Annotated in this window: 24 protein-coding genes; 9 read left to right on the forward strand and 15 right to left on the reverse strand. The window is 62.6% G+C overall.

Annotated features, from left to right (window positions below; genetic code table 11):
- The first annotated feature begins 159 nt into the window (after nt 1–159).
- From AC1DQR_RS03520 to AC1DQR_RS03530, 3 genes are all read left to right on the forward strand, one after another.
- The gene (locus AC1DQR_RS03520) at nt 160–813 is read left to right on the forward strand and encodes a protein-L-isoaspartate O-methyltransferase family protein (protein WP_416049390.1); all 654 of its coding nucleotides are present in this window, start codon (nt 160–162) and stop codon (nt 811–813) included.
- Nucleotides 814–827: 14 nt separating this feature from the next.
- The gene (locus tag AC1DQR_RS03525) at nt 828–1,151 is read left to right on the forward strand and encodes a rhodanese-like domain-containing protein (RefSeq protein ID WP_043348625.1); all 324 of its coding nucleotides are present in this window, start codon (nt 828–830) and stop codon (nt 1,149–1,151) included.
- A 122-nt stretch (nt 1,152–1,273) separates the two neighbouring features.
- On the forward strand, nt 1,274–2,761 hold the full coding sequence (locus AC1DQR_RS03530) for a TolC family outer membrane protein (protein ID WP_477132528.1): 1,488 nt from the start codon (nt 1,274–1,276) through the stop codon (nt 2,759–2,761).
- Between the two features lie 97 nt (nt 2,762–2,858).
- Here the strand turns inward: AC1DQR_RS03530 and AC1DQR_RS03535 are convergent, their stop codons facing one another.
- The 4 genes from AC1DQR_RS03535 to AC1DQR_RS03550 form a co-directional block, all read right to left on the reverse strand.
- Nucleotides 2,859–3,695: a DUF4377 domain-containing protein gene (locus AC1DQR_RS03535; protein ID WP_477132529.1), complete on the reverse strand. Its 837-nt coding sequence runs from the start codon at nt 3,693–3,695 to the stop codon at nt 2,859–2,861.
- A gap of 198 nt (nt 3,696–3,893) precedes the next feature.
- Complete coding sequence (gene waaA / locus AC1DQR_RS03540) at nt 3,894–5,207, reverse strand: lipid IV(A) 3-deoxy-D-manno-octulosonic acid transferase (protein WP_416049393.1); 1,314 nt, start codon at nt 5,205–5,207, stop codon at nt 3,894–3,896.
- Complete coding sequence (gene waaC, locus AC1DQR_RS03545; RefSeq protein ID WP_477132530.1) at nt 5,207–6,274, reverse strand: lipopolysaccharide heptosyltransferase I; 1,068 nt, start codon at nt 6,272–6,274, stop codon at nt 5,207–5,209. Before waaC ends, waaA begins: the two co-directional genes overlap by 1 nt.
- Nucleotides 6,275–6,278: 4 nt before the next feature.
- Nucleotides 6,279–7,664, reverse strand: coding sequence for a phosphomannomutase/phosphoglucomutase (locus AC1DQR_RS03550; RefSeq protein ID WP_477132531.1), 1,386 nt, complete (start codon nt 7,662–7,664; stop codon nt 6,279–6,281).
- Nucleotides 7,665–8,000: 336 nt separating this feature from the next.
- Here AC1DQR_RS03550 and AC1DQR_RS03555 point away from each other — a divergent pair, with 336 nt between their 5' ends.
- The 6 genes from AC1DQR_RS03555 to AC1DQR_RS03580 all read left to right on the forward strand — a co-directional run bounded on the left by AC1DQR_RS03555 (nt 8,001) and on the right by AC1DQR_RS03580 (nt 15,014).
- Nucleotides 8,001–9,158: a glycosyltransferase family 4 protein gene (locus AC1DQR_RS03555; RefSeq protein WP_416049395.1), complete on the forward strand. Its 1,158-nt coding sequence runs from the start codon at nt 8,001–8,003 to the stop codon at nt 9,156–9,158.
- Nucleotides 9,155–10,471 carry a sugar transferase gene (locus AC1DQR_RS03560; protein WP_416049396.1) on the forward strand — a complete coding sequence of 439 codons (1,317 nt, stop codon included), beginning with the start codon at nt 9,155–9,157 and terminating at the stop codon, nt 10,469–10,471. The genes AC1DQR_RS03555 and AC1DQR_RS03560 overlap by 4 nt, the downstream gene beginning before the upstream one ends.
- Before the next feature lie 35 nt (nt 10,472–10,506).
- A complete protein-coding gene (locus tag AC1DQR_RS03565) occupies nt 10,507–11,631 on the forward strand; it encodes a glycosyltransferase (protein WP_477132532.1) in 1,125 nt (374 codons plus the stop codon).
- Nucleotides 11,631–12,881, forward strand: a complete 1,251-nt coding sequence (locus AC1DQR_RS03570; protein WP_477132533.1) for a lipopolysaccharide biosynthesis protein — start codon at nt 11,631–11,633, stop codon at nt 12,879–12,881. The genes AC1DQR_RS03565 and AC1DQR_RS03570 overlap by 1 nt, the downstream gene beginning before the upstream one ends.
- Entirely contained in the window at nt 12,878–13,954 is a 1,077-nt protein-coding gene (locus AC1DQR_RS03575) for a glycosyltransferase family 4 protein (protein WP_416049399.1), read from the forward strand. Before AC1DQR_RS03570 ends, AC1DQR_RS03575 begins: the two co-directional genes overlap by 4 nt.
- 190 nt (nt 13,955–14,144) lie before the next feature.
- Nucleotides 14,145–15,014 carry a GumC domain-containing protein gene (locus AC1DQR_RS03580; RefSeq protein ID WP_416049400.1) on the forward strand — a complete coding sequence of 290 codons (870 nt, stop codon included), beginning with the start codon at nt 14,145–14,147 and terminating at the stop codon, nt 15,012–15,014.
- Between the two features lie 81 nt (nt 15,015–15,095).
- Here the strand turns inward: AC1DQR_RS03580 and AC1DQR_RS03585 are convergent, their stop codons facing one another.
- The 11 genes from AC1DQR_RS03585 to AC1DQR_RS03635 all read right to left on the reverse strand — a co-directional run bounded on the left by AC1DQR_RS03585 (nt 15,096) and on the right by AC1DQR_RS03635 (nt 26,967).
- Nucleotides 15,096–15,764 (reverse strand): class I SAM-dependent methyltransferase, encoded by a 669-nt coding sequence (locus AC1DQR_RS03585; RefSeq protein ID WP_477132534.1) that lies wholly within the window; start codon nt 15,762–15,764, stop codon nt 15,096–15,098.
- Nucleotides 15,765–16,140: 376 nt separating this feature from the next.
- Nucleotides 16,141–18,069, reverse strand: coding sequence for a hypothetical protein (locus AC1DQR_RS03590; protein WP_416049402.1), 1,929 nt, complete (start codon nt 18,067–18,069; stop codon nt 16,141–16,143).
- A 72-nt stretch (nt 18,070–18,141) separates the two neighbouring features.
- Nucleotides 18,142–19,026 (reverse strand): glucose-1-phosphate thymidylyltransferase RfbA, encoded by an 885-nt coding sequence (rfbA, locus tag AC1DQR_RS03595; RefSeq protein WP_416049403.1) that lies wholly within the window; start codon nt 19,024–19,026, stop codon nt 18,142–18,144.
- Nucleotides 19,027–19,150: 124 nt separating this feature from the next.
- Complete coding sequence (locus AC1DQR_RS03600; RefSeq protein WP_416049404.1) at nt 19,151–19,747, reverse strand: sugar transferase; 597 nt, start codon at nt 19,745–19,747, stop codon at nt 19,151–19,153.
- The gene (locus AC1DQR_RS03605; RefSeq protein ID WP_416049405.1) at nt 19,747–20,901 is read right to left on the reverse strand and encodes a DegT/DnrJ/EryC1/StrS family aminotransferase; all 1,155 of its coding nucleotides are present in this window, start codon (nt 20,899–20,901) and stop codon (nt 19,747–19,749) included. The genes AC1DQR_RS03600 and AC1DQR_RS03605 overlap by 1 nt, the downstream gene beginning before the upstream one ends.
- Before the next feature lie 110 nt (nt 20,902–21,011).
- A complete protein-coding gene (locus AC1DQR_RS03610; protein ID WP_416049406.1) occupies nt 21,012–21,656 on the reverse strand; it encodes an acyltransferase in 645 nt (214 codons plus the stop codon).
- A 9-nt stretch (nt 21,657–21,665) separates the two neighbouring features.
- Nucleotides 21,666–22,901 (reverse strand): glycosyltransferase family 4 protein, encoded by a 1,236-nt coding sequence (locus tag AC1DQR_RS03615; RefSeq protein WP_416049407.1) that lies wholly within the window; start codon nt 22,899–22,901, stop codon nt 21,666–21,668.
- Entirely contained in the window at nt 22,898–24,100 is a 1,203-nt protein-coding gene (locus AC1DQR_RS03620; protein ID WP_416049408.1) for a hypothetical protein, read from the reverse strand. The genes AC1DQR_RS03615 and AC1DQR_RS03620 overlap by 4 nt, the downstream gene beginning before the upstream one ends.
- Entirely contained in the window at nt 24,097–24,723 is a 627-nt protein-coding gene (locus AC1DQR_RS03625; RefSeq protein ID WP_416049409.1) for an acyltransferase, read from the reverse strand. The genes AC1DQR_RS03620 and AC1DQR_RS03625 overlap by 4 nt, the downstream gene beginning before the upstream one ends.
- Complete coding sequence (locus AC1DQR_RS03630; protein ID WP_416049410.1) at nt 24,720–25,964, reverse strand: polysaccharide biosynthesis protein; 1,245 nt, start codon at nt 25,962–25,964, stop codon at nt 24,720–24,722. Before AC1DQR_RS03630 ends, AC1DQR_RS03625 begins: the two co-directional genes overlap by 4 nt.
- Nucleotides 25,965–26,049: 85 nt before the next feature.
- Nucleotides 26,050–26,967, reverse strand: a complete 918-nt coding sequence (locus tag AC1DQR_RS03635) for a phytanoyl-CoA dioxygenase family protein (RefSeq protein ID WP_477132535.1) — start codon at nt 26,965–26,967, stop codon at nt 26,050–26,052.
- Nucleotides 26,968–26,988 lie beyond the last annotated feature (21 nt).

Here is a 26,988-nt window from a genome sequence, read left to right on the forward strand (position 1 = left end):
GCCGGACTGCGGCATGGAGGCCACAACTTGGGCGACGCGCTTGGGCAAGTGTCTTGGCGCGGGGTTAAAATATCAGGTTTGACGGATTTCCCCGGCCCCTCGCACCGCGCGGCCGGAACTCTGAACTGATTAGCGGTTGGCATTGGAAGGAATGGCAAGATGGACCTCGAGAAAGCCCGATTCAATATGATCGAACAGCAAATCCGCCCCTGGGATGTGCTGGATCAGGAAATCCTGGACCTGCTGGCGGTAGTCAAGCGGGAACAGTTCGTGCCGCAGGCCTACGCCGCGCTGGCCTTCGTCGACATGGAAATCCCGCTGCCGGGTGGCCAGAACATGCTGGCCCCGCGCGTGGAAGCCCGCATCCTGCAGGACCTGGCCGTGCGCAAGCATGAACAAGTGCTGGAAATCGGCGCCGGCTCTGGCTACATGGCTGCCCTGCTCGCCCACCGTGCGCGCCACGTCCTGACCGTGGACATCTTGCCGGAACTGGCCGAGCTGGCCCGCAAGAACCTGGCCGATGCCGGCGTGACCAATGTCGACGTGGCCCAAGGCAATGCCGCCACCGGCTGGGCCGCGAGCGCCCCCTACGACGTGATCTGCATTTCCGGCGCGTTGCCCTCGGTGCCCGCGTCCATCCTGTCGCAAGTCAAGGTCGGCGGGCGCATCGCGGCCGTCGTCGGCGCGCTGCCGGCCATGGAAGCGCAGATCATCACGCGCGTCAGCGAGAACGAGTACAAGACTGTCAATCTGTTCGAGACCGCCGTCACGCCGCTGATGGGCGCCGAGCAGCCGTCGCGCTTCCATTTCTGAGCGGGAAACAAGACATGCAGGTAATCAACGCACCCGAACTAGTGCAATGGCTGGCGGATGCCAGCCGGCCGCAGCCGGTGCTGCTCGACGTACGCGAAGGCTGGGAGGTGCAGACCTGCGCCATGCCCGGCATCACGCACATCCCGATGGGCCAGATCCCGGCACGTGCCGGCGAGCTTGACGAAGACGCAGACATCGTCTGCATCTGCCATCACGGCGCGCGCAGCATGCAGGTGGCAAGCTTCCTTGAGCGGCAGGGCTTTGCCAAGGTCTACAACCTGACCGGCGGCGTCCACGCCTGGGCCGAGCAGGTCGACCCGGCCATGCCGAAGTACTGAGCACCGCAAGAGCACAGCAAGCATCACCCCAGGGCGCCGGCCTCCCGCGGCGCCAACTCCCTTGAACGCTGATCGTTAGAAACGTTAGCCGCGCGCCCGATGCCCGGCAGACTGGAGATGTCATGAGGTTTGCGCTTTTCCCTGCGCGGGGCGTGCCCAAGACGCGCCTGGCACTGACGGGTTCCCTGCTTGCGCTACTGCATCTGCCAGCCGCGCATGGCGCCGACTTGCTCCAGGTCTACCGCGATGCACAGGCCAACGATGCGCAGTTCGCCAGCGCGCGCGCGCAGCTGGTGGCCAGCCAGGAAAAGCTGCCCCAGGGACGCTCCGGCTTGCTGCCGCAGGTCAGCGGCACGCTAAACGCCACGCGCACCAATGTGGATCAGACCGTGCCCTTGGTGTCGGACCGCTTCATCAACAACAATAACTGGTCGCTGCAGCTGATCCAGCCGCTGTTTCGCTGGGATCGCTGGGAAACCTACAAGCAGGGCGAACTGGCCGCGCTGGCTGGCGAGGTGACCTTCAGCCAGGCGCAGCTCGACCTGATCACCCGCACCTCGCAGGCCTACTTCGACGTGCTGGCCGCGCAGGACAACCTCTACCTGGCCGGCGCGCAGAAGAAAGCCATCGGCGAGCAACTGGCGCAGGCCAAGCGCAACTTCGAGGTCGGCACCGCCACCATCACCGACGCCAACGACGCGCAGGCCCGCTACGACCTCGCCACCTCGACCGAGATCGCGGYGCAGAGCGACCTCGAAATCCGACGCGCCAACCTGCAGCAGATCACCAGCAAGCCGGTCGACGAACTGCTCGGATTGCGCACCGCCGCCACGCTGCCCGGTCCGCAGCCGCCCGATGTGAACACCTGGGCCAGCCAGGCCGAGAACACCAACCCGCAGGTGGGCCTGGCACGCTACAACCTCGACTCAGCCCAGCGCGAGTACAACAAGGCACGTTCCGGCCACCTGCCCTCGGTCGACCTGGTCGCGTCGTACGGCTTTGTCAACTCCACCGGCAACGCCGCGCAGCAGGTCAATATCTCCAGCCGCTACAACAGCGCCCAGATCGGCGTGCAGCTGAGTGTGCCGATCTACACCGGTGGCCAGATCCAGTCGCGCGTGCGTGAAACCGCAGCGCTGGCCGACAAGGCCGCCAGTGACCTCGAGTTTGCCCGCCGCACCGCCGCCCAGAGCGCGCGCCAAACCTACTCGGGCGTGTCCAACGGACTCGCCCAGGTCAAGGCCCTGGAAGCCGCCGAGCATTCCGCGCAGAGCGCCGTGGAATCCAACCAGCTCGGCTACGAAGTCGGCGTGCGCATCAACATCGACGTGCTGAACGCCGAAGCGCAGTTGTTCTCCACCCGCCGCGACCTGGCCAAGGCGCGCTACGACACCATCATGAACGGGCTGCGCCTGAAGGCCGCCACCGGAGCGCTGACCGAGGACGACGTGGTGCAGATCAACACCCTGCTGACCTCAACCCCGGGCTCGATGTACAAGCTGCCGGAGAAGGTCAAGCTTGGCACGGCATTGCCGGCAGGCACGCCACCGGCAAAGCGCCCTGCCACGCGCAAGGAGGCGATTGCCGGAGCGCCCGCGCCACGCAGCTGAGTGTGAATGCCGCAAGCCTGGCAGCAATCGGCATCCGCTCAAAACAAAAACGCCGCGGCTGTGCACCGCGGCGTTTTGCTTGCTGGCGCAGCGTTGCTCAGTTCGCCCGGGTGCGAGACTCCACGTTCAACAACTGCCAGCGAATCGCGGACGCATCCATCGGCGGGTTCTCAACCCGCGTCTCGCGCACCCGCAAGGTGTAGGCCACGCCCGGCTCGAAATCCAGCCCCTCGATCGGCCCATACCAAAGCGTCCAGGGCGCGCCCGGGTTCTCGCGCACGCGGTAGCAGGTCTGCCGGCCCACGCCTGAGCACTCCACCCGCTGCGAATCCACGTACACCGTCTTCTCCACGCCGCCGGTGGCCGCCTGTGCATCCATCTTTGCGCCGCGCCGGCCCACGCCCTCGCGCTCGACGAACTGCAGCAGGTCCCCGTCAACGGTCTTCCAGATGATCTGGCGCCCCGTTGACCCGGCCGACGGCTGCGTGCCCACGGTGGTGAACGGTGACTGCATTGCCTTGAGCAGCGCGCCCTCCAGCTCGCCGCGCGGCGGCACGCAAGCCATGCGGGTTCCCGCCAGCCGATCGAAGCGCATGCCCGTTGCCGTCTTGCCATAGCCCCCGGTGAAGCGATTGCAGCCGCTGTATCCACTCACCGTGCCCTGCGCGGAATCGATTCCGCCATTGAATTCAAAGATGATCGGCTCGCCGTTGTCGCCATGCGGAATGGACTTCAGCGTGCCATCGGCCAGCTGCCAGCGCACCAGCTCCCAGCGGCTAGGGCCGCCGGTCTGCGCCTGGTTCAGGCTGGTGCCGGCACCCGGCGAATCCGGTGCGGGCGACGTGGCACAGGCACCCAGGGCAGCAGCCAGCAGCACAACAGCGGCGGCACGCGCGGTGAACGCGGCGGGTGAAAGACGGAGTATTCTCTGCATCTGGAAGCTCCTGGTGGGGGCGCGCGGCTTGATCGGCCCACACCGCTCGGCGGCAGCTCGCAGGCCCGGGTGGGGCCGCGAGTCTGGCCCTCGTGCGGGATAGTTTAACAACCGTCAGGAGACGAGGGACATCGGGCGGCGGCCTACAATTTCCGCATGCGGCATGCGGAAAGTGGCGGCACTGCCATACAGAACCGCCTAGTTCGCGTGGCCGAGCACCTGCCCCAGCGCAGCCATCGTGCGCGCCGTGGCACCCCGGTGAAGTACCGCGAACTCGCGCGCATTACCGCGCATGGCTTCGAGCCCCGGCGCATCGCCCAATATCGTTGCCGCCGCGCGCATCAGCGCATCGGCATCCGCCACGCGCTGGCAGGCGCCGGCAGCGATGGCATCTTCCGTGGCCTGCGCGAAGTTGAAGGTATGCGGCCCGATCAGGACGGGCGTGCCAGCGGCGCAGGACTCGATCAGGTTCTGCCCGCCCAGCGGCAGCAGGCTGCCGCCGATAAAGGCGATATCCGAGGCGGCGAAGTACATCGCCATCTCGCCCATGGAGTCCCCCAACAGCACGTCCGCCGTGACCGGCTCTGGCAGCCCCGCCTGCTCCCACGCAGCGGAGTCGCCAAGCGTGCCACGGCGCTGCAGCGTGAAGCCGGCACGCGTGACCAGCGCCGCGACTTCATCGAAGCGCTGCGGATGGCGCGGCACCAGCAGCAAAGCCGGGCGCGGCACATCGGCGCCAAGCGCCTGCCAACGCGCGAACGCTTCCAGCAGCAACGCTTCCTCGCCGTCACGCGTGCTGGTGGCGGCGAACACGGCGCGCGAGCCAAACCCCTGGCGCAGCAAGCGGCCGCGCCGCAGGCCTGCCTCGGGCAGTTGCATATCGAATTTGAGGTTGCCGGTCACCTGCACCGACGGCAGCCCGAGCGCGCGGAAGCGCTCAGCGTCGCCCTGGGTCTGCGCCAGCACCGCGGTGAAGTCGCGATACATCGCGGTGGCTGCGCGGCCAAAGCGCGCGGTGCGGCGGAAGCTGCGCGGCGACAGCCGGGCATTGACCAGCAGCAACGGCACGCCGGCCACGCGGGCACCGCGCACAAGGTTGGGCCATACCTCGGTTTCCATCAGCATGCCGGCATCCGGACGGAAGTAGCGCAGGAAGCGTCGCACCAGCCACGACAGGTCGTACGGCAGATAGCACTGCAGCACGCGCGGCTCGGCACCGTACAACTGGGCGCCGGTTTGCCGCCCGGTGGGCGTCATATGTGTGAGCAGGAGGCGATGGGTTGGATATTGCGCCAGCAGCGCGTCGATCAGCGGCTGGGCTGCCCGGGTTTCGCCCACCGACACCGCATGGACCCACAACCAGGGGCCCGCCGACGGCAGGCCGCCATAAGCGCCAAGGCGCTCACCCACGTGCTGCACGTAGCCGGGTTCCTTACGGGCACGCCACACCAGGCGCAGCAGCGCGACCGGCAGCGCCAGCAGCCATAGCAGGTTATACAGAACGCGCAGCATCAGTTCCCCTGCCCACGCACGCGCCGGGCGGCCGCGTAGACTTCATCGACGGACGGCACGATGCCATCGTCGCCCACATTGGCGATGCGATCCGACCAGTAGCCTTCCGTCTTCCAGCGCCACGTCGCGGTGTAGATCTCGACCGTGGGCCGGCACAGCGCCGCGGCGATATGGACCAACCCCGTATCGACGCCGATCACCACCTCGGCGCGATTGATCAGGCCAAACCCCTGCATGACCGTAAAGCGCGGCAGCACCTGCGCCTGCGGCACGCCGGCAGCGATCTCTTGCGCCGCGCGCCGTTCCGCGTCGTTGCCCCAGGGCAGCAACATGGTCAGGCCCTCGTCCACCAGCCGGCGGCCGAGGTCGTGCCAGCTCGCCAGTGGCCATTTCTTCTTCGCGCCCGCGGTAGCGTGAAAGCACACTGCGTAGCGCGTTGGCAGGCCGGCCCATAGCGCATCGTCGACATGCAGCGTGCGCGCGGCGGGGCCGAAGAATTGAGGCGGTTCCGGCGGCGTGCCACCAGTCAGCGCCGCGCCCAGCAGGCGCGAACGCCGCACCGAATGCGTCTGGCGGGGTACGGTCACGGGTTCGGTGTAGAACAGCCGTGCGGCCGGCTCGTAACCGGAGCCTTGCGTGGCATTGGCCAGCCCGATCACGGGCGCGCCCTCGCGCCTGTTGGCCACGCGTGCCACGACGGCAGTCTTGAGCAGGCCCTGCGTCTCGATCACGGCGTCGTAGGCGTCCTCTCGCAAGGCGCGCTTGAACGCACCGATCTCCTGCCAGGTTGCAGCCTGGTAGAAACGCTTGCGCCAGCGCCGCAGCGCGAACGGAATCACCCGCCGCACTTCGGGCAGCAAGCGCACGAGATCGACGTAGCCCTCCTCGACCACCCAGTCGATCTCGCAATCCGGCCAGCGCGCGCGCAGGTCGTGCACCAGCGGCATGTTATGCACCACGTCGCCTAGCGACGAGACCTTGACCACCAGGATGCGCGGCCGCGCGGGCAGCGCATGCGGGGTCAAGGATTTGCCCGTTGTTCCCGTCAGGGGCTCAGTCAACGGCATCCGCTCAGAACGGGAGTTGCGCGTCCGGCTTTTCCGCCAGGATCACACGTTTGAATTCGGCCTGGATACGCGCCAGCGCGGCGTCGTTGTCGGCCTCGAAACGCATCACCACCACGGGCGTGGTGTTGGACGGACGCGCCAGGCCAAAGCCGTCGGGGTACTCCACGCGCACGCCGTCGATGGTGATGACTTCACGCGCGCCGTCGAACTTTGCATTGGCGCGGATCTTGTCGAGCAGCGTGAAGGCTTCGCCTTCCGCGCATTTGAGCTGCAGTTCGGGCGTGCAGTTGGAGTTAGGCAAGGCATTGAGCACCGCGCTCGGGTCGGCATGCTTGGACAGGATCTCCAGCAGGCGCGCGCCGGTGTACAGGCCATCGTCGAAGCCGTACCAGCGATCCTTGAAGAACACGTGGCCGCTCATCTCGCCGGCCAGGGGCGCGCCAGTCTCCTTGAGCTTGGCCTTGACCAGCGAATGGCCCGTCTTCCACATCAGCGGCTCGCCGCCGTGCTCGCGGATCCATGGGGCCAGCTTGCCGGTGCACTTCACGTCGTAGATGATCTGCTGGCCGGGATTGCGCGACAGGATCTCCTCGGCGAACAGCATCAGCTGACGATCGGGAAAGATCACCTGGCCGTCCTTGGTCACCACGCCCAGGCGATCGCCGTCGCCGTCAAAGGCCAGGCCCAGTTCGCAATCCGTGTCGCGCAGGCACTGCATCAGGTCCTGCAGGTTCTCCACATGAGCCGGATCGGGATGGTGGTTGGGGAAATTGCCATCCACCTCGCAAAACAGCTCCGTCACCTCGCAGCCCAGCGCGCGGAACAGGTCGCCCACGAAGGCACCCGCCACGCCATTGCCGGCATCCAGCGCGATCTTCATCGGGCGCTCCAGCTTGATGTCGCCAACGATGCGGTCCAGGTACTGCTGGCGGATATCGACCTGCTGGTAGCCACCCGCGCCGCTGGCGAACTTGCCGGCGTCGATGCGCTGGCGCAGCGACTGGATCTGCTCGCCGTAGATCGCCTTGCCGGCCAGCACCATCTTGAAACCGTTGTAGTCGGGCGGATTGTGGCTGCCGGTCACCATGATGCCGGAAGTGGCGCGGCGCCCCCCCAGCTCGACATTGGTGCCGAAGTACACCATGGGCGTGGCCACCATGCCGAGGTCGATCACGTCCATGCCCGCGGCGCGCAGGCCCTCGACCAGTCCGCCCAGCAGGTCCGGGCCCGACAGGCGCCCGTCGCGCCCGACCACCACGGCGCGCTCGCCTTGCTCTGCGGCGGCCGTACCGAACGACAAGCCAATCGCACGCGCCACATCACGCGTCAGGGTCTTGTCGACGATGCCACGGATATCGTAGGCCTTGAAAATGGAGGGATCAGCTTGCATGGGTCATCCTGTGTGTAGGCGGTAGAACCAGTCGACGTTGCCAGCCACGAATTCCAGCCAGGGCCGAGTCGGCGGGCAAATGCGTCAAAGACCGTATTTTGCCGGATTGCGAGTGGCGCGCCAGTTATAATCGAACGGCTTTGCTGGAAAATGGCGCTGCAAGCCAGCCTGGAAGTGGATCGATCCCCACCTGAGCGGGGTGCCACGGCTGCCCGCCCAGTATCGGAGGACGGGCCTGCCGGACAGCCTTGCCGCCGTCCCGGCCCCTGGCTCATCGGCCATACTGAAATGCCCTGGTAGCCTGTTCCTGTTGCCCGCCCTCGCGCTTTTTGCCCAGTGCCTTCGCCCCTGCCCTCCCACCGCCCGCGTATCGCCTTCCTGATCACGAACTCCGAGATCGGCGGGGCGCAGACGCACGTCGCCGATCTGCTGCACGCCCTGCGCGACAGGATCGAGCCCGTGCTGCTGGCCGGGGGCGACGGGCCCCTGCTGGACGCCGCCAGGGCCGCCGGCGCCCGCACCATACGCCTGGCCCTGCTCGACAATGCCCTCTCGCCGCTGCGCGCGCTGGCCGCGCTCAGGGAACTGCTCAAGGCCCTCCGGGAGACCGCGCCTGACCTGATCCATGCGCATAGCGCGAAGGCCGGCGCGCTAGGGCGGGTGGCCGGCTGGCTGCTCGGCATCCCTGTGGTCTATACGGTGCATGGCTTTGCCTTCAAGGCCGCCGCCCCGGCTCGCCAGCGCCTCATCTCGCGCTGCATGGAATGGCTGCTGGCACCGCTGGCCGCCCGCCTGATCTGCGTGGCGCAGGGCGAACGCGCGCTGGCCGCGTCGCTGCCGATCCCTGCCGCGCGGGTCAGCGTGATCCGCAACGGCATCGCCGACAGCAGCGCGCGGGCGACGCCCGGCGCACCGCTGCGGCGCATTGTCATGGTGGCGCGCCTGGCCGCCCCGAAGCGCGCCGACCTGCTGATTCGCGCCTTCGCCCGCGCCGCCCTTCCCGATTGCGAGCTGGTGCTGGCAGGCGTTGGCCCCCAGATGACCAGCCTGCAGTCCTTGGCCGATGACGTGGCACCGGGCCAGGTAAGGTTTGCTGGCCCGGTCACCGACGTCCCCGCCTTGCTGGCTTCGGCCCAGGCTTTCGCGCTGGCATCCGACCATGAAGGCTTCCCGCTTTCGGTACTGGAAGCCATGCGCGCCGGCTTGCCCGTCGTCGCCAGCGACCTCCCGGGCATCCGGGAGCAACTGGACAGCGGCGCCAGCGGCCTGCTGGTCGCCGGCGATGACGAACACGCCTGGGCCGCCGCGCTGGCACGGCTGGCAGACGACCCCACCCTGCGTGAGACACTGGGCGGTCATGCCCGGACGCGTTGGGCAAGGGAGTTTGGCCTGGCGCCGATGGCCGACGCCACCTGGACGATCTACCAGCAAGCGCTGGCGGGCAAGCCAGGCACGGCACGCGCGGCGGCCAGCACCGGAGCAGGCGGACAATGAACAAGACCCACAGCGTCGGCCGCCCTGCCCAGCTGACCCGCCCGCAGGGCTCGGAAACCGTCCGCCGCGCCAGCCGCATGCTGGCCTGGGCGCTGCTCGGCCTGTTGCTGTTCGGCCTGAATATCGTGCTCGCCGAGTTAGCCCATCACGCCGCGCTGGTCACTTACGTCTTCACCCGCACCCTGCTGTGGTCGGTACTGCCCTACCTGTTCGCCTTCGTGCTGCTGCACCGCTCCCTGCACCTGCCCGCCATGGAAGGCAACAGCCTTGTCGGGTTGGCCACCACCTTGCCCTTTGCCGCGCTGCTCTTTGTCTTCGCCGCCTTCCACCTCGAGTATTCGCGCGGCGCGCTGCTGCTCAGCTATGTCACCACGCTAGGCTGGATCTGGTTCGGCTACCGGCGCTTCGTGCGCAACTACGTGCCCGTGTTCGGCTATACCGATGCCGCCACGCTGGCGCAGCTGGAGCAGATCCTCGCCATGCCCGGCGCAGCGCCGGCCAGCACCACCCGCTTCCAGGCCATCAGCTCGCTCGACGAAGCCGTGCATTGCGACGGCCTGATGCTGGACCGCAACGCCACCGCCGACCCCGAGCGCACCCGCGTGCTCGCCCAGTTCAAGCTCAGCCACGTACGCATGTATTCGGTCGAGCGGATCGGCGAGATGCTGACCGGCCGCGTGGGGCTGGCGCACATCGACGAGAACTTTCTCGACGACTACGCCGCGCACTACTTCTACAGCTTCGCCAAACGCCTGATAGACCTCGCCGCCGTACTCTGCATGGCGCCGCTCGCGTTACCGCTGGGTGTAGTTGTAGCAGTCGCAATCCGCCTCGAATCCACCGGCCCCGCTTTGTTCCGCCAGGGGCGGGTAGGACTGTTCGGCAAGCCCTTCACCATGTTCAAGTTCCGCAGCATGGCGTTCGACGCCGGCGCACCGGCGCAATTCGCCGCCCGCCGCGATCCCCGCGTCACCCGCGTGGGCCGCGTCATCCGCAAATACCGGCTCGATGAAATCCCCCAGTTGTGGAACGTGCTGGTAGGCGACATGAGCCTGATCGGCCCGCGTCCCGAGCAGGTGCCGATGGTCGACGAATTCGCCCATACGATTCCGTACTACCCGTACCGGCACCTGGTGCGGCCCGGCCTGTCTGGATGGGCCCAGGTCCAGCAGGGCTACGTGGGCACGCATGAAGAAACCGTGACCAAGCTCAGCTATGACCTGTACTACGTCAAGCATTGTTCGTTTGCGCTGGACCTGCTGATCGGGGTGAAGACGTTGCGGACGTTGCTGACGGGGTATGGGGCGAGGTGATGAGCCGAACGCCGGAGGAAATGCTGCCGCAGCCGATGCGGATCATGCTGCTCAGCACAGGCCTGCGCCTTGGCGGCGCCGAGCAACAGGTCGCCGCACTGGCCCGGCATTTCATCGCGCTCGGACATACCGTAGCCGTCGTCAGCCTGACGCCGGATTGCGAAGTCGAACTGCCTGCCAAGGCAACCGTGCTGCGCCTGAACATGCGCAAGACGCCGTGGTCGATGGCGAGCACCCTATGGCAAGTGCGCGATTTCCTGCGCGCCTGGCGGCCCGACGTCCTCCATGCACACATGGTCCACGCTAATCTCTTCGCCCGCGCACTGACCCGGATAACGCGCACGCCACCGGTGATTTGCACCGCCCACAGCTACCGGGAAGGTGGCAGGCTGCGCATGCTCGCGTACCGGCTGACCGACCGCTGGGCAAGTCTCACCACCCATGTCAGCGCGGACGGCCGCCAAGGCATGATCGATGCCGGTGCAGCGCCGCCTGATCGCATCGTCGTGATGCCAAACGGCATCGAAATCGATCGCTTCCGCCCCTCGCCCGAGTTCCGGCTGGCTACCAGGCAAAGCTTCGGTGCCACCGAGGCTTCCATCCTCATCCTCAATGTCGGCAGGCTTGTGCCCGAAAAAGCGCAAAACCTGCTGCTTGACGCATTCAGCCGCCTGCAATCCGAAGAAGGGCTCGAAGCCCGGTTACTGATTGCCGGCGAAGGCTCCGAGCGCGACGCGCTCACCGCCACGATCGACCGGCTCGGGCTGGCCGGGAGCGCCACGCTGCTGGGCATGCGGCGCGATGTTGCCGCCTTGCTCAATGCCGCCGATTTGTTTGTGCTCTCTTCAGAAATTGAAGGGATGCCGCTGGTTATCGCAGAAGCCCTGGCTTGCGGATGCCCGGTCGTCTCCACCGATGCCCCTGGCGTCGCCAGCCTGCTGGGCGACGCGGGACAGATCGTGCCAAGAAACAATGCGGCCGCACTGGCCGCCGCGATGCGCGCGGCGCTGCGCGCCGGGCCCGGCTCCCCCTCGGAGCGGACTGCGCGCCGGGATCGCATCGCCTCGCGATTCAGCATTGAGGCCGTGGCCGGGCAATGGCTAGCCTGCTATGCGCGGCTGGCCAAGCGAGCCACCGCCGCGCACGTGGAGCTCGCCTGATGCGGCGTCGAGTTGCCGGAAACCTCGTGTGGATGCTGGCCGAGCGCGGCATACAGGTAGCGGCTGGGATTGGCATTGTCGCCATGCTGGCGCGCGCACTGGGACCTGAAGGATTTGCCCACTTCCAGTACGCCCAGGCCGTGGTCCTGATTGCCGCGTCAGTAGCGCTGATCTGCGGTGGCGAGGTGGTTGTGCCACGGCTGGTGGCGACGCCATCGCAGCCTGAGCAACACAGGCTGCTCGCGCATGTGTTTTCGTTGCGTGTCGGCGGTGCCATCCTCGGCTATTTGCTAATGTGCGGCTTCCTGCTGCTGCGCCGGCCCGCGCCGGACACCTGGGCAGCAGCCTTGTTGCTTGGCATCGCGATCCTGCTCAGGGAACCCTTCGGCGTAGTGGTTGCCTGGCTGCAGGCGCATACCAACAATCGCCCCAATACGCTCTTCAGCCTGATATCGCTCTGCGCCAAGGGTGGCCTGGTGGCCATCCTCTTTGCCGCAGGCGTGCACAGTGTCCCATCCTTCGCCAGCGCATTTGCCATCGAGGCGATCATCCTTGCCGGCCTGCTGGCCGCTTACTACTTCACCAGGGTAGAACGCTGCCACGTGCAATACGACATCCGGTTCACGCGTGAACTGATGACGAACGGCGCGCTGTTCTGGGTGAGCTTCATGCTGATGATGGGCGCGCGCCGGATAGACCAGTTGGTACTGCAGCCCTCGGTGCCGCTTGCCGAGTTTGGCGCTTATGCAGCGTGCATGCAGATACTCGACAACTACACGGTTGTGGCTACCATCCTGGCCGCAGGGATTGCGCCTATCTATGTCTATGGCAAGCCCATTTTTGCGACAGCGCACGCAAACATCGCGCGCATCGCAATCGGCATGACCGCAATCGGCCTATGCGGGGCAGCCTTGATCGCCGTTGGCGCGCCATGGATCGTGCAGTTGCTGTATGGCCACGCCTTTGCATCGACCGCAGCCCTGCTGCAGACCGCGGCACTGTCTTCGACATTGATCTTTGCCGACGTCGGCCTGACCTTGCTTCCGGTCTACCTGCGCCGCCCCGACTGGATCGCCATCAAGTGGGGAGCTGTCCTGGCGGTCACGCTCGCGTTCGACCTGGCGGTGGTGCCCAAGTACGGCGCATGGGGGGCTGTCGGAGGCTATACATTGGGCAATGCCGTTGCCGTAGCGTTTGGCGTCTGCCTGTGGTGGCGCAACAAGACAGCACTCTCCCGGGCGACTGCATGAAACCACTACCCACGATCTGCTTCCTGACCGGCACACTGAACGCCTTCGCTGGCGCCGAGCGGATGACGGCTGTCATCGCCAATGCACTCGCGGAGCGCGGCTATCCGGTGCTGATCCTCAGCCTGTGGGATGAGCGCAGTTGCTTTACGCTCCACCCCGACGTCGTGCATGAGGCGCTGTTTGTGCAACGGCCGTCGTTCAAGCGAGCCTATCTCGCCACAGTCAATGGAATCAGGCGCTTTGTGAGGCAACGCCATGTCGATGTGCTGATTGAAGTCGACACCATGCTCACCTTGTTCACGTTGCCCGCGACCCTAGGCCTCAAGGTGCGCAGAATCGCGTGGGAGCATTGCCACTTCGACGAAGACTTGGGCAAGCCGGCACGACGTTTCGCCCGGCGGCTGGCGGCAAGATTCAATGAAGCCGTGGTGGTGCTGACGGAGCGCGACCGGCAGCGGTGGATGGAGGCGCTGGCGCCGCGGCAGCCCGTGATCATGATTCCCAACCCATTGCCCTTCGCATTCCCGCCGAAGGCATCCGAGAGGGTGAGCAAGACAGTTCTTGCCGTCGGCAGGCTCACCCATGCAAAGGGCTTCGACATACTGCTGCGCGCCTGGGAAAAGGTGACCGCACTCCAGCCGGACTGGCGCCTCGTCATCGCGGGAGAGGGAGAAGAGCGCAGTGCGCTTGAGGCGCTGATCCGCGATCTGGGCATCTCCAATTCCGTGGATATGCCGGGCTTGCACCGGAACATAGAAGAAGCCTACCGGCAAGCCGCGCTCTTTTGCTTAAGCTCGCGCTATGAAGGGTTCGCGCTTACGCTTATCGAGGCAATGGCTTTCGGCCTGCCGATCGTGTCCTCGGATTGCGAAACCGGTCCTCGAGAGCTCGTGCGAAACGGCAGTAACGGGTTGCTTGTACCCAAGGAGGATCCGGCAGCCCTGGCCACTGGACTGCTCCGCCTACTCGCCGACCACCCCCTGTGTGCGGAACTAGCCAACGAAGCCAGAAACTCGGCCAGCGGCATGGCCATCGCACCAGTCACCGAGCGCTGGCAACGCCTGCTCCGATAGTCCAAATCGGAATCTACCGACAAAAGGTCGGCCATTTCCCGGCGCGGCCGCGGTGTTCGGCGACTCACCGCTCGGCGAACGACATGGTTCGGCGGTGGCATACAGCCTACCGGGACGGGGCAAGAAACCGTTCATGGTACAATCTGTATACATAATAGTGTGCTTCACCCCTATCATTCTCGCTGCGCAGATGCCGGTCACTTCCCCCACAACGTCAGACACCCAGTACCTCTCGTTAACGAGTTTTGTTGCGAAGTATTTCAAGCTTCTGCTGGTCAGCGCCATAGTCGGCGCATTGGTTGCTGTCGGTTTTTCGTTCGTACAACATCCGCGCTGGACGGCGAAGATGACGGTGCAGATCGGCCAGGTTGCTAGTTCCGGCTCGGTGGTGCCTGGTGTAGGTGCCGCGCCGACCAATTTGATCGAATCCCAGATGACCACGGTTGAACGGTATGGCCTGTCAAGTTTTAAGTTCGACGTACTTAAGGTAATGGGACTGCCCCTGCCTAACAGGCAGAATCCGGATTCCGATCTGATTTTCGACTCGCTGCGTGCGGCCCCGTCGAAAAGCCTGGATCTCATCAATGTGCAGGCGTCTGGGTACTCTCCCGAGATGGCAACGCAGACACTGCGCGTGGCCTTCAACGAGCTGCGCAGGGAACATGATAAAGCGTTCAATCCGACAATTGATCGCATGAAGGCAGAGCTGAAGGACACCTCCGACAAGCTCGTCGCGATGGAAAAGGAATACGATTCCGTCTATGGCTCGCTCAAGCGGACCAGTGATCAAGCAAAAGGTCAAGCGGCCCCGCACGACGTCTTCCTGGCTAACGTGGTAGCAACTATCAGTGTTGAATCGCGAGCCCTAAACCTCCGTAAGGCGCAACTGGAAGAAGCATTGGCCTCGCTGCGGACTTATCCGACTCGAGTCCTGGGCGACGTCTATGTCGCCGATCGCCCCAGCACACCGGGCAAGCTGCTGTACTCGGCCGGCGGTGCATTCATCGGCCTGATCGCCGGTATTTTGATCGCGCTGTTCTTGAACCTGCGCCGTCGTTGACAGACACAGGCCGAGGCTCCTCGGCCTGTTCGCATTCACCCGGAATGCGCGAACGTCTGGCAGATCGGCTGGCCGCCGTATCTAGATCCGCTGATAACCCTCACTCAACTGTTTGTGTATCACCTGCGCGCACAGTCGCTCTTGCGGATCCGTGGAGAAACGATCGTCAGTATGGTTAAAGCATGCCGACTCGACCAGCTGAAAGTGCGGGAACGCTGTGAACAGCCGACTGTAGTCAAGCTTGTATGACGTCACGGCAGCGCAATGGACATAGGGCCGGGCTGTGGGCACATCTGGCATGAAATCCGTTATTCCGACCCAGCCACCATCGCGAAGGCAGCGGTCGGCCTCCGCCACTACGCGTGAAATGTGCTCCCGATCCACCAGGTAGAGGCAAAACCCGAACAGGATGAAATCGAGGGAATGATCCGGAAACTCGAGATTGTCAGCCGTTCCCACCCGGAGCTCCAGTTCGGGAAATAGCTGCTGGCCCTTCGAAACCGCCTCGCCTGACGGGTCAATGCCCAGGCCACGGCATTTCGTAGCGCGACAAATGGATGCGAGATTGACACCGGATGAACTACCGACCTCCAGCACGGTGTCGCCCGGCCGGATGTACTTGCTGTACAGCGCGGCAGCCGAACTAAGTTCGTCGGCTGACCGCTTGTCCGAATAGAACGCGCGGTTGCGTTGGAAGTAGYGGTCACCTTCTCCGCCTCTTGAAAAGATGTCTCTTTGTCTTGCGGCCATAGGGGATGTCTCCAATTTGGTCGTGCTAAGGACAAGAGGAAGGTTGCTCGAGGGCAGCCTCGCGCTTTGTATCAAACAAAATACATACCGCAACTTGCTCAATGACACTGCTAGTGATCATTTCCCAAGGAAGGAGTTGCCTCGGACCATGCCCACCATAGCAGTCACCAAACCTTGACGCACCGGGCCTGCATGCCTCCTGAGCACCTCACCCAGCTTCGTCTTCCCAGTCTACAGCCTATGCATCCACCCTATCTCAGCACACGGCCATAGGAATATTGAAGACTAGGACTTCGTCGCCACAACGAGCAGCGACCCACCAAACGGGAAACGGACGCCAATCTTGATGAATTGACACTTGACTGCTTTGCTCGGCTTATTGGTCCAACCGCACCGTCATCACCTTGGCGCCAGCAGGAACCATGCGCTTTCCGTCATAGTCGAGCAAGCCGTAGGTACCCTTGAAATCTGGGCAAAGACCAACATCCGGGAGACCATCGACCAGTGGCCGCTCCATGATTGCAGGAAGGAACCAATACGCCTTGCACCCGATTTTCCCAACCAGGACCTCCGGATTTTCAACCTTTATCAACACGTCGGAGGGCGCCCTATCACGTACGCCTTCAAGCTTCTCCAGCGTAGCCGACAAGCTCGCCGGCCCACGCTCGCCTTGAGCTAGAAAACTCCTCTTGATAATCGGGCCCTGCAAAGCAAACACCGATATCGATACCAGCAGAGTGACGTAAGAGTACCCAGTAAGAGCGAGCGCACCCGGCAGCATGCCAACCAACAAAAGGGGAAGAATCAATACCAGAGCGGCGCCAATGGCATCCGATCCGATCCATCCGATTTGCAGGAAAAAACATGATAGTAGCAATCCAACTATAGTCACCAGCGCAACATGGCCATAGTTCAGTTGCGTATCCGGCCGCGGCGCAAGCTTGGCAGCGAGAAAAGGCAGCGCCACAACAACTGGAATGCTTGAAAAGTAATACGCGGAGCCGCCCGGCACAAAAAGCGCGAGCGACAAAGCCAGTGCTGGAACAAGCAATGCGAACAGCATCTGGAATTCGATGCTCTTGCAGTAGGCCAGGCCCAGCTTGCGAAGACCGGCACCAAAACACAACCAGACCGGCAGAAAATGCATGGCCAGGAAGAACCACAGCTTGACCGAAGGATCATCTAGCGATGGCCCCCTGACGTAGGTCTCGACAAAATCGAGCGGCTTGATAAACAAAATTCTACCCGCACTGGTGGCCGCGCCCACAACGAGGAAGTACATGAGCGCGGAAGCAAGCGCCAGCGTCGCCCAGTAGAATAACGAACGGAATCTGGTCAACCCCAGCAATCCGAACACGCAGAGCCCTATGATGCCCACGCTGCCTTTCGCGAGTCCAGCCGAAACAAGCAACAGCAGTGCCACTACGAGCTTGAACCGCTGGCCAGGGCCTTCCACAAAGCAGAGCAGGAAGGTAGATACCGACGCCGTCAGCAATACCATTGCGATGAGATAGGACTCGGACGCCAGATAGCTGTCCCACATAGCCGACAGACTGAAGACCGGTACGGTGATGCTGGCAAGGAACAGAAGCGCAATGGTCAGCAGGGCACGGCTGAATGGCAAGTCCCTGTTCAGCTGGCAAGCTAGCCCCGCCAACGCGAAAGCCAGCAAGAGGGGTCCCATTACGATAAAGAAATAGGCGTAGCTGGCCAGTGCCTCGAATCCGCTGAGTGTGGCAAGTCCCGCGAAAATCTTATGAGAAAGCGTGTGATATCCGATCGGCACCAAGCCATTCAGGCCGAGCGACGCCGTGCCATAGTGACCGTACATCGCCGCAATCGCTGCATGAAAATAGGAATCCAGCGTCAGCCCACCTGACAGCAATGCGCTCTTGTACTGATAGTCGATATATACACCGGAGCCAAGCACGGTCACCAGCAACACGGGCAGCGCGAGCAAGTCGCGCGCACCAACCAGCCATCCCCTGCGGAACAGGATCACGCACCCTATAGCTCCCAGCAAATAGAGTGGATAGCGGACTAGCGGCATGAAAGGCAGTGCAATCAGCAACACGACAATTGCCAGCGCGGCCGCGCCTGCCTGCCGCACTGCAAGGATAAGCAGGAAATACAGCCCGACCAGCGCCGCGCAGTTCAGGACGACGCGTGCGACTATTTGCCAGGTAACCGCGTTAAAGGCAAGCCCCGCCGCCGCCGCCACGAAAAGTATCGAGCCCAGAAGATACAACTGGACAATGCCCCAAACCTTCAGATTGTCGCCCTTTTGGGTCAACCTTTTTTGCATGAATGCCCTCAGCTCAGCTCGACCTCCGATGCACCGTGCGTGGCGCTCGCGATGAGCAATGATTGTCGGTAATTACTTTATATGGTCAAGCCTGATCATTTCCGCAGCCACCCCGGCAAGATAGTCGCGGTATTCGCAGACGGGCATCAGAGTCAGCAGATCCTCGAACTCCTTCAGGCTCAGGAAACCCCGTACCAGCGCTGCCTCCTCGGGGCACCCAATCTTGACGCCCTGACGCCGTTCAATCGCTTCGATATAGGCGGAAGCTTCCTGCAGGGCCGTGCTGGTGCCCGCATCCAGCCAGGCAAAGCCTCGGCTCAAGCGATGCACTCGCAGCATTCCACGCCTCAGATATTCAAGATTAACGTCGGTGATCTCCAACTCACCCCGTGGCGAGGGACGAATCGAGCGCGCGATCTCGACCACTTGATGGTCATAGATATAGATTCCTGGGACCGCATAGGCGCTGCGAGGCTGGGCCGGCTTCTCTTCGATGGAAAGCGCATTGCCGTTGGCATCGAACTCGACTACGCCATAGCGCTGCGGATCCTTGACATGATAGGCAAAGATAGTCGCGCCACCCCGGAACGCTGCCATCGCTCGGGGAAAGTCGTCTCCGCCGGAGAAAATATTATCACCCAGCATCAGCACCACATCGCCACCCGCAACGAAGTCCTCCGCGATCAGGAAGGCCTGTGCGATTCCCTCTGGCTTCGTCTGTGCCCGATATTCGATGCTAACGCCCCATTGCCGCCCGTCCTTGAGCAAATCCTGGAACCGCGGCAGGTCCTTCGGGGTGGAAATCAGGCAGAACTCGCGTATCCCCGCCGCCATCAGGACAGTCAGCGAATAGTAGATCATGGGCTTGTCGAAAACCGCCTGCAATTGCTTGCTGGAGATCTGCGTAAGCGGGTAGAGGCGAGAGCCGGTGCCGCCGGCAAGAATGATAGCTTTCATGATTGAAGTCCCTGACTCCGACTATCGTCGGCACACCGTGTTCGACGATAGTCCAGTTGCGCCTGCGATGAAGCAAGCCCTTGCCATAAGCAACGCCTGGCAGTGCCATCGCACTTCGCACTGATCACGAGAGGATGGCGACCACGGTCCTGTAGATGATGCGCAAATCCAGCCAGAGCGATCGCTTCTGGACATACTCAACGCAGTACCGCAGTTTGGCAGGCATTACCTCTTCGACGTAGGTCCGCTCCGGGTCCGCGCTCTTGCCCAGCAGCGTGTTCTCGTCCCTGTACTCAATCGAAGCAAGATCGGTAATCCCCGGCCTCACGCTCAAGACAGTCTCGCGAATACCCGCAGGATAGAGCGCCACATACTTGGGCACTTCGGGCCGCGGTCCCACCAGGCTCATGCTGCCGATAAACACATCGATCAGTTGCGCCAGTTCGTCCAGTTTGTACTTGCGCAAGAAGGCACCACTTTTCGTGATACGCCGGTCCGCACCCACGGTGATCAAGGGTCCCCTGCCCTCACCCGAGGTCACCATGGTCCGGAACTTATGAATGCGGAACGCGCGACCGTTCAAGCCCACTCGCTCCTGCCGGAAAAAAACCGGGCCAGCCGATTCGCGCTTGATGACGATGGCGATCACGGCGAATACCGGCGCCAGCAGAAGCAACCCCACCGCGCTGGCGACGAGGTCAAAGAGCCTTTTGATAAGCATCAGTTAAACGCGTCCCGTACCGACTTGATCACCCGCTCCACATCTTCGTCATGCATACGCGTGTACAGCGGCAAAGTGAGCGTGCGCTCATAGACGCGCTGGCTGACGGGGAACATTTCCGGCGTCAGGTGATACTGGTCCCGCCAGTACGGCTGAAGATGAAGCGGAATGTAGTGGACGCTACAGCCAATGCCCTGCTTGAAGAGATGGTCAATCAGAGCATCCCGGCTACACGGCGCACCTTCGGCCAACTGAATCACGTACAAATGCCAGGAATGAATATCACCAGTTTGCGCGTGCGGCGGCAGAATCAGCGGCAGATCGGCCAGCGCCTCGTCATAGCGGGCGGCGATGGCGGCGCGGCGCTGATGGAAAGCGTTTGCCTTCTTCAACTGATGGATACCGATGGCAGAGGCGACGTCCGTCATATTGTACTTGAACCCCGGCGCGACGATTTCGTAGTACCAGCTTGGCGCAGTCGACACGAAACGGTCGAAAGCATCCCGGCTGATACCGTGCAGCCGCATGATCTTGGCGCGCTTTGCAATCTCCGGGTCGCGCGTCACCACCATCCCGCCTTCGCCGGTCGTGATCGTCTTGTTGGCATAAAAGCTGAACACAGTGGCATCGGTGTCCAGCGTTCCTACCAACTGGCCGTCGCTAGTGGCGGGCAGAGCGTGCGCGGCGTCCTCGACAACACGCAGGCCGTGCTTCTTGGCAATGGCAATAATTCGTCCCATATCTGCGGCGCGGCCGCCGAAATGCACAGGCATGATCGCGCGCGTGCGCGGCGTGATGGCCTTTTCGATGGCATCCACATCAATGCAGAGCGTTTCCGCGCTGACGTCGACAAATACGGGATCCGCGCCCAGGTAGCGGATCACCTCCGCCGTTGCCGTGAATGTGTGGGTGGTGGTAATCACCTCATCACCGGGGCCGACCCCCACCGCTTCCAGCGCGAGGTGCAGGCCTGCGGTGGCAGAATTCACGGCGATGGCTTCTACGCCACCGCCCAGGAACGCCGCGAAGTCGGCTTCGAACTGCTTGGTCTTCGGGCCGGTGGTAACCCAGCCGGAACGCAGCGTCGCCACGACTTCGGCGATCTCTTCTTCGCCGATTTCCGGCTGTGCAAAGGGAAGAAAACTACTATTCATAGTGAAGCCATCCTTTGGCTTAGATGCATCAATTATGGGGCGGCAAGCAAGTCCGCATGGCAAGATGCGTCTCGCATCTCAGGTGCCAGCGCCCGTCCAATGCCGACGATCTATTGTGTGGCGCCAGACTGCGCTACCCGGCGCAGTTCCGCGAGCCGGTCGGGGTCAAAAAAGGTGTTATCGAGGCCGCTGCTCTGAACAAATTCGAGATCGTATTTCTCGGTCGTGCCAACGATCCGTCCCGGATTGCCCACGATGACGGAATGATCCGGGATCTCGCCACGGACAACGCTGCCGGCGCCGATCACACAGCCCTTGCCTATTCGCGTGCCCGGCAGAATGATCGCGCCGCTCCCTACAAAAGTAAAGTCTCCGATCACGACCGGCGCCTGGATGAATCCAGTACGCTGAGGCGTCGGAGTGGAGATGAAATGCCTTCCTAGCAGGCGTATCGAGACGTGGCTGCTATGGGACAGCACGGCGTTCAGCGAGCTGATCTGTACTCCCTCGCCAATCTCCACGCCGCCGCTGGCATCGATCAGGCAATGCGGGCCGATCCAGCAATGGTCCCCAATGACCAGATCTCGCTCGCTCAGGATCTTGGCGCTGGAACTCACACGCGTGAAACGCAGGAACCGCCCTTCGCGACGTGAAAAGTAGCCATAGACCATGAACGGGCGCAACAGCATGCCCAGCAGGTTCAGCACGGCCGAGATCACGTAGCCGGCGGGAGAAAGGTAGAGTCTACGGAACATAGCCTGTCCTCAGCGCAGCGTTTCGGCAAAGCGTACGAATGCGTCGTGCTGCACGTACTGGTCGAAGCGCGGCGCGAGCGAGGCGGAATTCGCCTTGCAGGTTTCGAGCAGCGCGCGATCACCGGCAAGCGCTTCGATCGCAGCGGCGAGCGAATCCGCGTCGCCCGGCACGTACTGCCGGCCGAGCTGATGGCTGGCGATCAGACGCTGGATCTCACGCTCCAGCGAATTAACGGTGGCAACGCCGGCCGCCAGATAATCATAGAACTTGATAGGCATCGACACCGTCGAATGCGCGAGGTACGTGCTCAGCCCGATATCGCAGTACTTGTACATCAGGTTGAGATCGTCCGGGTCCAGTCGCCCCAGGTAGACCACATTACCACCTGGCTCGGCGCAGGCGGATTCGAGCAAGGGGCGTTGCGGCCCGTCGCCGGCGAACAGGAACTTCACCGGCTTGCCGCGCAGCCGCTCCGAGCGCGCAGCCTTGAGAATCGACTCCATGTCATAGCCGGCGCCGAGGGTGCCTGCATAAATCACCCAGACTTCGCCAGGCTTCTTGTCGTCCAGCCCTAGCTTGCGGAGCACGCCGCCGTTCTCGTTCGCCATTGCCGCCCGCATGGCGGCAACATCCACGCCCCAGTACGAAACGGCGGACGGCACTGCGGGCGCCGAGCGCACACCGATGTCGCGGTAGTCCTCTGACACGCCTACGATTCCGTCGCATGCGCGAAGAATAGCCGCCCGCCTGAGGTACAACGGCGCCAGCAGCACTCGGTCGAACGCTCTGAGCGGCTTCGGCAGGATCATGGCAAAGACCTCTGGCCAGATGTCGATAATGTCGGCGACCAACTTGGCCCCAATGCTGCGCGCCGTCTCTACGATGTACTTCCCGTAGAAGATCGAGGGCTCGGCCAAAACGATCATATCGGCCTTGTCCTGGGGATTGGCTCGCACGCGTTGCGCGAGATTCCTTGCAAAGGTGCGTTCGCTGCGGATTCGCGCCACCGAGACGTGGCTGCTGTACGGCGTGGTGGGCACGATCCGTACGTTGACACCCGTGTCCAGGCGCTGCTCGCTATATCCCTCGCTGCGGAACTTCTTGGAGCGGTGCTCGAAATTCGAGAGCCACCAGGTCACCTCGTGACCGGCGCGGGCGAAAGCCTCGGCGAGCATTGAGCTGCGGTATTCCCGCCACGCTTCGCCCGGCAGGCTGCCATAGGGATTAACGATCCATACTTTCATGATTGAACGTGTTTAGTCGACGTCGACACCGACGCCGCACCGCGGGAGAGACCGATTACCACTATCAGATAGATAAAGGTCATCGGAAAATAATCCAATATTCTATTGACAAAAAAATTGAACAGGAAAATCAGCAGGCATCCCCGCAAGAACACAGCTTCCGGCGTCCGCTGGCTTTTCGAGGAAGCATAGATCTTCAGGTTGACGAGCACGAAAAGCAGGGTAAGCGGTATGCCGAAGGAAGCCAGGTAACTAACGTACTGGCTGTCGGCAGCCCGGTATACCGTTGAACCCATATGCCCCCACAACATGGAAGCGGGTTCCTCGACGTATCCGGCCAGGAGATTCAGATGATCGGCGATCCGCCCGCCCGTGATCCCAGCCGTCACGTCATAGTCCACCAGGCCAACGAAGTTAAGCACGGCGAGAATCTTGTGAATCAGGAAGGAAGGCTTTCCCTCGGCTTCCGCTTGCAGCACGAAGAAGCCTGCTGCGGCCAGTGCCGGCACGAAGCACATGAGCAGGAAGCCGAGTCTCTTGTTCTTTATCTCCACCAGCAGAACAATGCAGGCCATCGTCATCAGCGAAAAGACGGAATTGGTGGCTACTGCGCCAAGTGCCAACACCAGTTTCTCGGCGATCTCGGCCGGCCACCGGCGTGCAAAAGTATCGACGTAAAGATAGGAAATGCAGCAAAGCAAACCAAATGAGCTCGGATTGCCGACACCGCCGGAAACAGCCCCTCCCGTCCACAGGTCGATGCCGAGATAGCGCAGCACGAAACCGACAAGGCATTGCACCAGGATAATATTCTTGATCAGCTTAAGCGCCGACAGAATCCCCTGCTCGCTCACCCTTGCCGAGAACAGCACTGGCAGGAAAATCAGCGCATTGAGGAACAGCGCGGTTGGCTGGTCATAGCCAGCAGCCACCGCCAAGCCATAGCTGATGCCGCACAGGGCCAGCACCGGCACTAGCAGAAGGTCATCCTGATAGCGGTCGGAGACGCGGAACGGCAATAGGCACAGCGTGAACAGGCTGAACGCGCACAGTTTGGCGATGGCAATAAACGCGGGGACGTCATCTACGTCGCCATCCTTGAAGTTGGTAAAGTAATACAGGTAGTAGATCGAGAAGATGCCTACGATCGCGGCGGCCTGGACCCACTGCTGGAATCGGGGTTCGCGTGACGTGTTCATGCCAGCCTCTTGGACTTCACGACTGCCGGTGCCCCGACTGCGATTGAATATTCCGGTAATGACCTGGTCACCACGGAGTTGGCCCCAATCACGCATCCACGTCCAACCCTCACTCCGGGCATGATCGCAACATTCACCCCAATCCAGCAGTCATCACCGATTTCAACCGGTTTATCTTCAAAACCGGCGGGACGCTCATGTGGCGGCAGTGCCGCATACCTCGCTTCCTGCTCGCGAATTGGCAGCTCGGGCCATGCGGCAAAGATATGTGCCCCCGAGGAAACAAAAACATTCGGGGCGAAAATGCACCCGCGGCCGATCGTTATCGTTCCATTCAGCGAGCAGCGCCGCTGAATGGTGGTGCCCTCACCGATGAGGACACGGCCCTCCGACTCGATTTCAACGCCGTGCGATAGCCAGGTGCCCTGCGCCATATCGAGTCGCCCCCCGCCCCCAAGATTGACGATGACATCCCTGGAGATCCTTGTGCCACGCCCGAGCTTGACCTGGGACAGCGACGACAAGAACGTCGCGCGCGGATCGACCCGCACGCCATCGCGCAGAAAGTGGATTGCTGCCCACCAGCGCCACAGGAAGGATCTTCTCAATAATCTGATCATCATTTCATTTTCCCTCCTACCCGCGCCGCGACAAAACCGAAGCAGAATGAGAGGACAGCAAGTGTCAAGGTGAGAATCGACAAGCGCATCAGCGGCGGCATCGCCGGATAGCAGAATGTCACGGCCCACACCAGCAAGGAACCCAGCAGGACTGCGATCTGACAGGCGAACAGAATCCTCGTCTTCCCCGAAATCACAAAGTAGTTGGCCCAGAAATCAGAAGCGCGGAATGCCGCCGCCGCCAGGAATAGCGGAATGTAGGCCAACACACCCAGATACTGAGGGAAATAGGCCCCGATGCCCCAACGGATCATCAAGTATCCCGGCACGGCAAGTACGCCCAGCACGAGCAAGAAGCCCAGCGAGGTCTTGCCGGTGCGCTCCCGCACTGCCTGCGCCCCCTGATGGTAGATTTGCGCCGCCAGGCTCGGGAACAGATTCGCATTGACCGTGACCTGAAAGGTAGAGGCCATCGATAGCAGCGTCCAGGCGAAAGCAAATTCAGCAAACGCGGGCTTATCCAACGCGCCCGCGGCAAGCCAGCGATCGGAATTCTGCATCAGGAACGCCAGGATGACGCTGACGAACAGCGCTCCCGCCGCCCGCCATTCGGAGTGGCGAAAATGGCGCAGTGCCAACACCGGCAAACGGAGAGATGCCCTCCCGTAACGAACGCCAGCGCGCATTGTCACGATACCGATCATGACGGCCGTAGCCAGGATTTCCGCGACGAGGATCGCCTCGGCACTGCCAATCTTGACTGCGGTCAGAAGCCCCGTCACCGAGACCACACAACTGCGCGAGAACAGCGTCACCGAGAACTCGCTCTGCAGCAACCGGCTCTTGCTTTCTGTCGAGACAATGCCAAACAGCTGATTGGTCAGCCCGTGCACCGCGGCCAGCGCAAGCAATACGCCCGCTCCACCGGCAAGCGACATGCCGGTCGCGCTGAGCCCGAGCAGCGGCACCGCACAGAGCACAGTGACCAGCGTCACCTCGCACATCATGATCATCCCACGCGTCACTCGCCCAGCTGCGAACAGGTATGGGAGATCGCGCTGCATCAGCAGATACAGCCCGAAGGCATTGACCATGGCAAGCGAAGCCGAGATCAGCAGCCCGATGCTCAACGTCCCGAATTCGGGGACTGTCAGCAGCTTGGCGTAGGCAAGCATGCGGCCCATCATCAAGATGGCCGCAAAGCCGTTCAAGCAAGTTGTCCCGAGGTTTCTCTTGTAGCTCATGGATGATCGCGGTTGTGCTTCCCTCCGCGAGTGACCATGGCCTTGCTCAGATCGGATGGGAGATGTCGCCTGAAATGCAGATTGGTTAAACCATCAAGCTCAGGTCCTGCTCACGGCGCTGGTCGTGCATCACGCCGTAATCGAACATGGCAAACTGCAGTTGCAGGAGCAATCTCGCCTGGTGAACCGGGGTGCGCCCCTTGTGGATGCACAGGGTATTCTCGGCAAAGCCAGTCCCCGCCTCCCCGCAAATTTCCTTGATCACGGTACGGTCGTAGGTCTGGTCGATTTCCGCATCCGTGTAGCGGCGTACCTTGAACTCATCGAAGCGCTGCGTCACCGGTGGCCGGCGATGCGAGCCCGCCACGGCGACGTGCGCGCCGTCGCCCGGCTCTACGTCCGTCAGGTAGAAGAAGAACTTAAAGAAACGGAAGCAATCGACGTCCCGGTGATAGAGATGGGCATGCTTGAATCGATMCTCCTCGCGCGCCTTCACGGGGAACGTCCACCACAGGTTGGAGCCGACAAATGCCGGCACCGAACCGATATAACGCGCGGCAATCCATTCCAACAGAGGATCGTGGCGCAGCGCATCGATCGCGGCGCACCGTTGCTGCGTATTGAAGTACTGCGCAACCAGGATCGGTTTGCCCAAGACAGATTCCGCTGCCGCGCGCTGCTCGGCACGAAAACCGCGAGCCGGATCCCGGTCGGCAAAACAAGCAGAACTGTCGGCAAACTGCCGAATCTGCGCCACCATCTCGCCTGGAATCTTCAACCCGAATGCAAGGCCATCGGCATCCAGGGTCCGCACAAACTGCTCTTTATCGATGCCCTTGAAGACGCTCTGCTCCAGGCGCGCCTCACGCTCGGCAAGAAAGCGCCGCAGGCCCGGGCCTTGCAACAGTCCGCGGGTACGGCTGACTGTATCGCGAGCGAAACCGAACCGGGCCGGCACACGCATCAACGTGTAGCCAGGCTGGCTCATCAAGCTCTTGGTCAAGATTCGAATTCGACTCATGGT

This window comes from Cupriavidus sp. 05L411 (assembly GCF_056398045.1).

Coding starts and splice junctions, on each gene's coding strand:
- waaC (WP_477132530.1), bottom strand. CDS start 6,274: ATGCCGTTGACTGAGCCCCTGACGGGAACAACGGGCAAATCCTTGACC.
- AC1DQR_RS03580 (WP_416049400.1), top strand. CDS start 14,145: ATGCCGGTCACTTCCCCCACAACGTCAGACACCCAGTACCTCTCGTTA.
- AC1DQR_RS03535 (WP_477132529.1), bottom strand. CDS start 3,695: ATGCAGAGAATACTCCGTCTTTCACCCGCCGCGTTCACCGCGCGTGCC.
- AC1DQR_RS03525 (WP_043348625.1), top strand. CDS start 828: ATGCAGGTAATCAACGCACCCGAACTAGTGCAATGGCTGGCGGATGCC.
- rfbA (WP_416049403.1), bottom strand. CDS start 19,026: ATGAAAGCTATCATTCTTGCCGGCGGCACCGGCTCTCGCCTCTACCCG.
- AC1DQR_RS03575 (WP_416049399.1), top strand. CDS start 12,878: ATGAAACCACTACCCACGATCTGCTTCCTGACCGGCACACTGAACGCC.
- AC1DQR_RS03590 (WP_416049402.1), bottom strand. CDS start 18,069: ATGCAAAAAAGGTTGACCCAAAAGGGCGACAATCTGAAGGTTTGGGGC.
- AC1DQR_RS03565 (WP_477132532.1), top strand. CDS start 10,507: ATGCGGATCATGCTGCTCAGCACAGGCCTGCGCCTTGGCGGCGCCGAG.
- AC1DQR_RS03620 (WP_416049408.1), bottom strand. CDS start 24,100: ATGAACACGTCACGCGAACCCCGATTCCAGCAGTGGGTCCAGGCCGCC.
- AC1DQR_RS03605 (WP_416049405.1), bottom strand. CDS start 20,901: ATGAATAGTAGTTTTCTTCCCTTTGCACAGCCGGAAATCGGCGAAGAA.
- AC1DQR_RS03520 (WP_416049390.1), top strand. CDS start 160: ATGGACCTCGAGAAAGCCCGATTCAATATGATCGAACAGCAAATCCGC.
- AC1DQR_RS03570 (WP_477132533.1), top strand. CDS start 11,631: ATGCGGCGTCGAGTTGCCGGAAACCTCGTGTGGATGCTGGCCGAGCGC.
- AC1DQR_RS03550 (WP_477132531.1), bottom strand. CDS start 7,664: ATGCAAGCTGATCCCTCCATTTTCAAGGCCTACGATATCCGTGGCATC.
- AC1DQR_RS03600 (WP_416049404.1), bottom strand. CDS start 19,747: ATGCTTATCAAAAGGCTCTTTGACCTCGTCGCCAGCGCGGTGGGGTTG.
- AC1DQR_RS03560 (WP_416049396.1), top strand. CDS start 9,155: ATGAACAAGACCCACAGCGTCGGCCGCCCTGCCCAGCTGACCCGCCCG.
- AC1DQR_RS03630 (WP_416049410.1), bottom strand. CDS start 25,964: ATGAGCTACAAGAGAAACCTCGGGACAACTTGCTTGAACGGCTTTGCG.
- AC1DQR_RS03625 (WP_416049409.1), bottom strand. CDS start 24,723: ATGATGATCAGATTATTGAGAAGATCCTTCCTGTGGCGCTGGTGGGCA.
- AC1DQR_RS03610 (WP_416049406.1), bottom strand. CDS start 21,656: ATGTTCCGTAGACTCTACCTTTCTCCCGCCGGCTACGTGATCTCGGCC.
- AC1DQR_RS03615 (WP_416049407.1), bottom strand. CDS start 22,901: ATGAAAGTATGGATCGTTAATCCCTATGGCAGCCTGCCGGGCGAAGCG.
- waaA (WP_416049393.1), bottom strand. CDS start 5,207: ATGCTGCGCGTTCTGTATAACCTGCTATGGCTGCTGGCGCTGCCGGTC.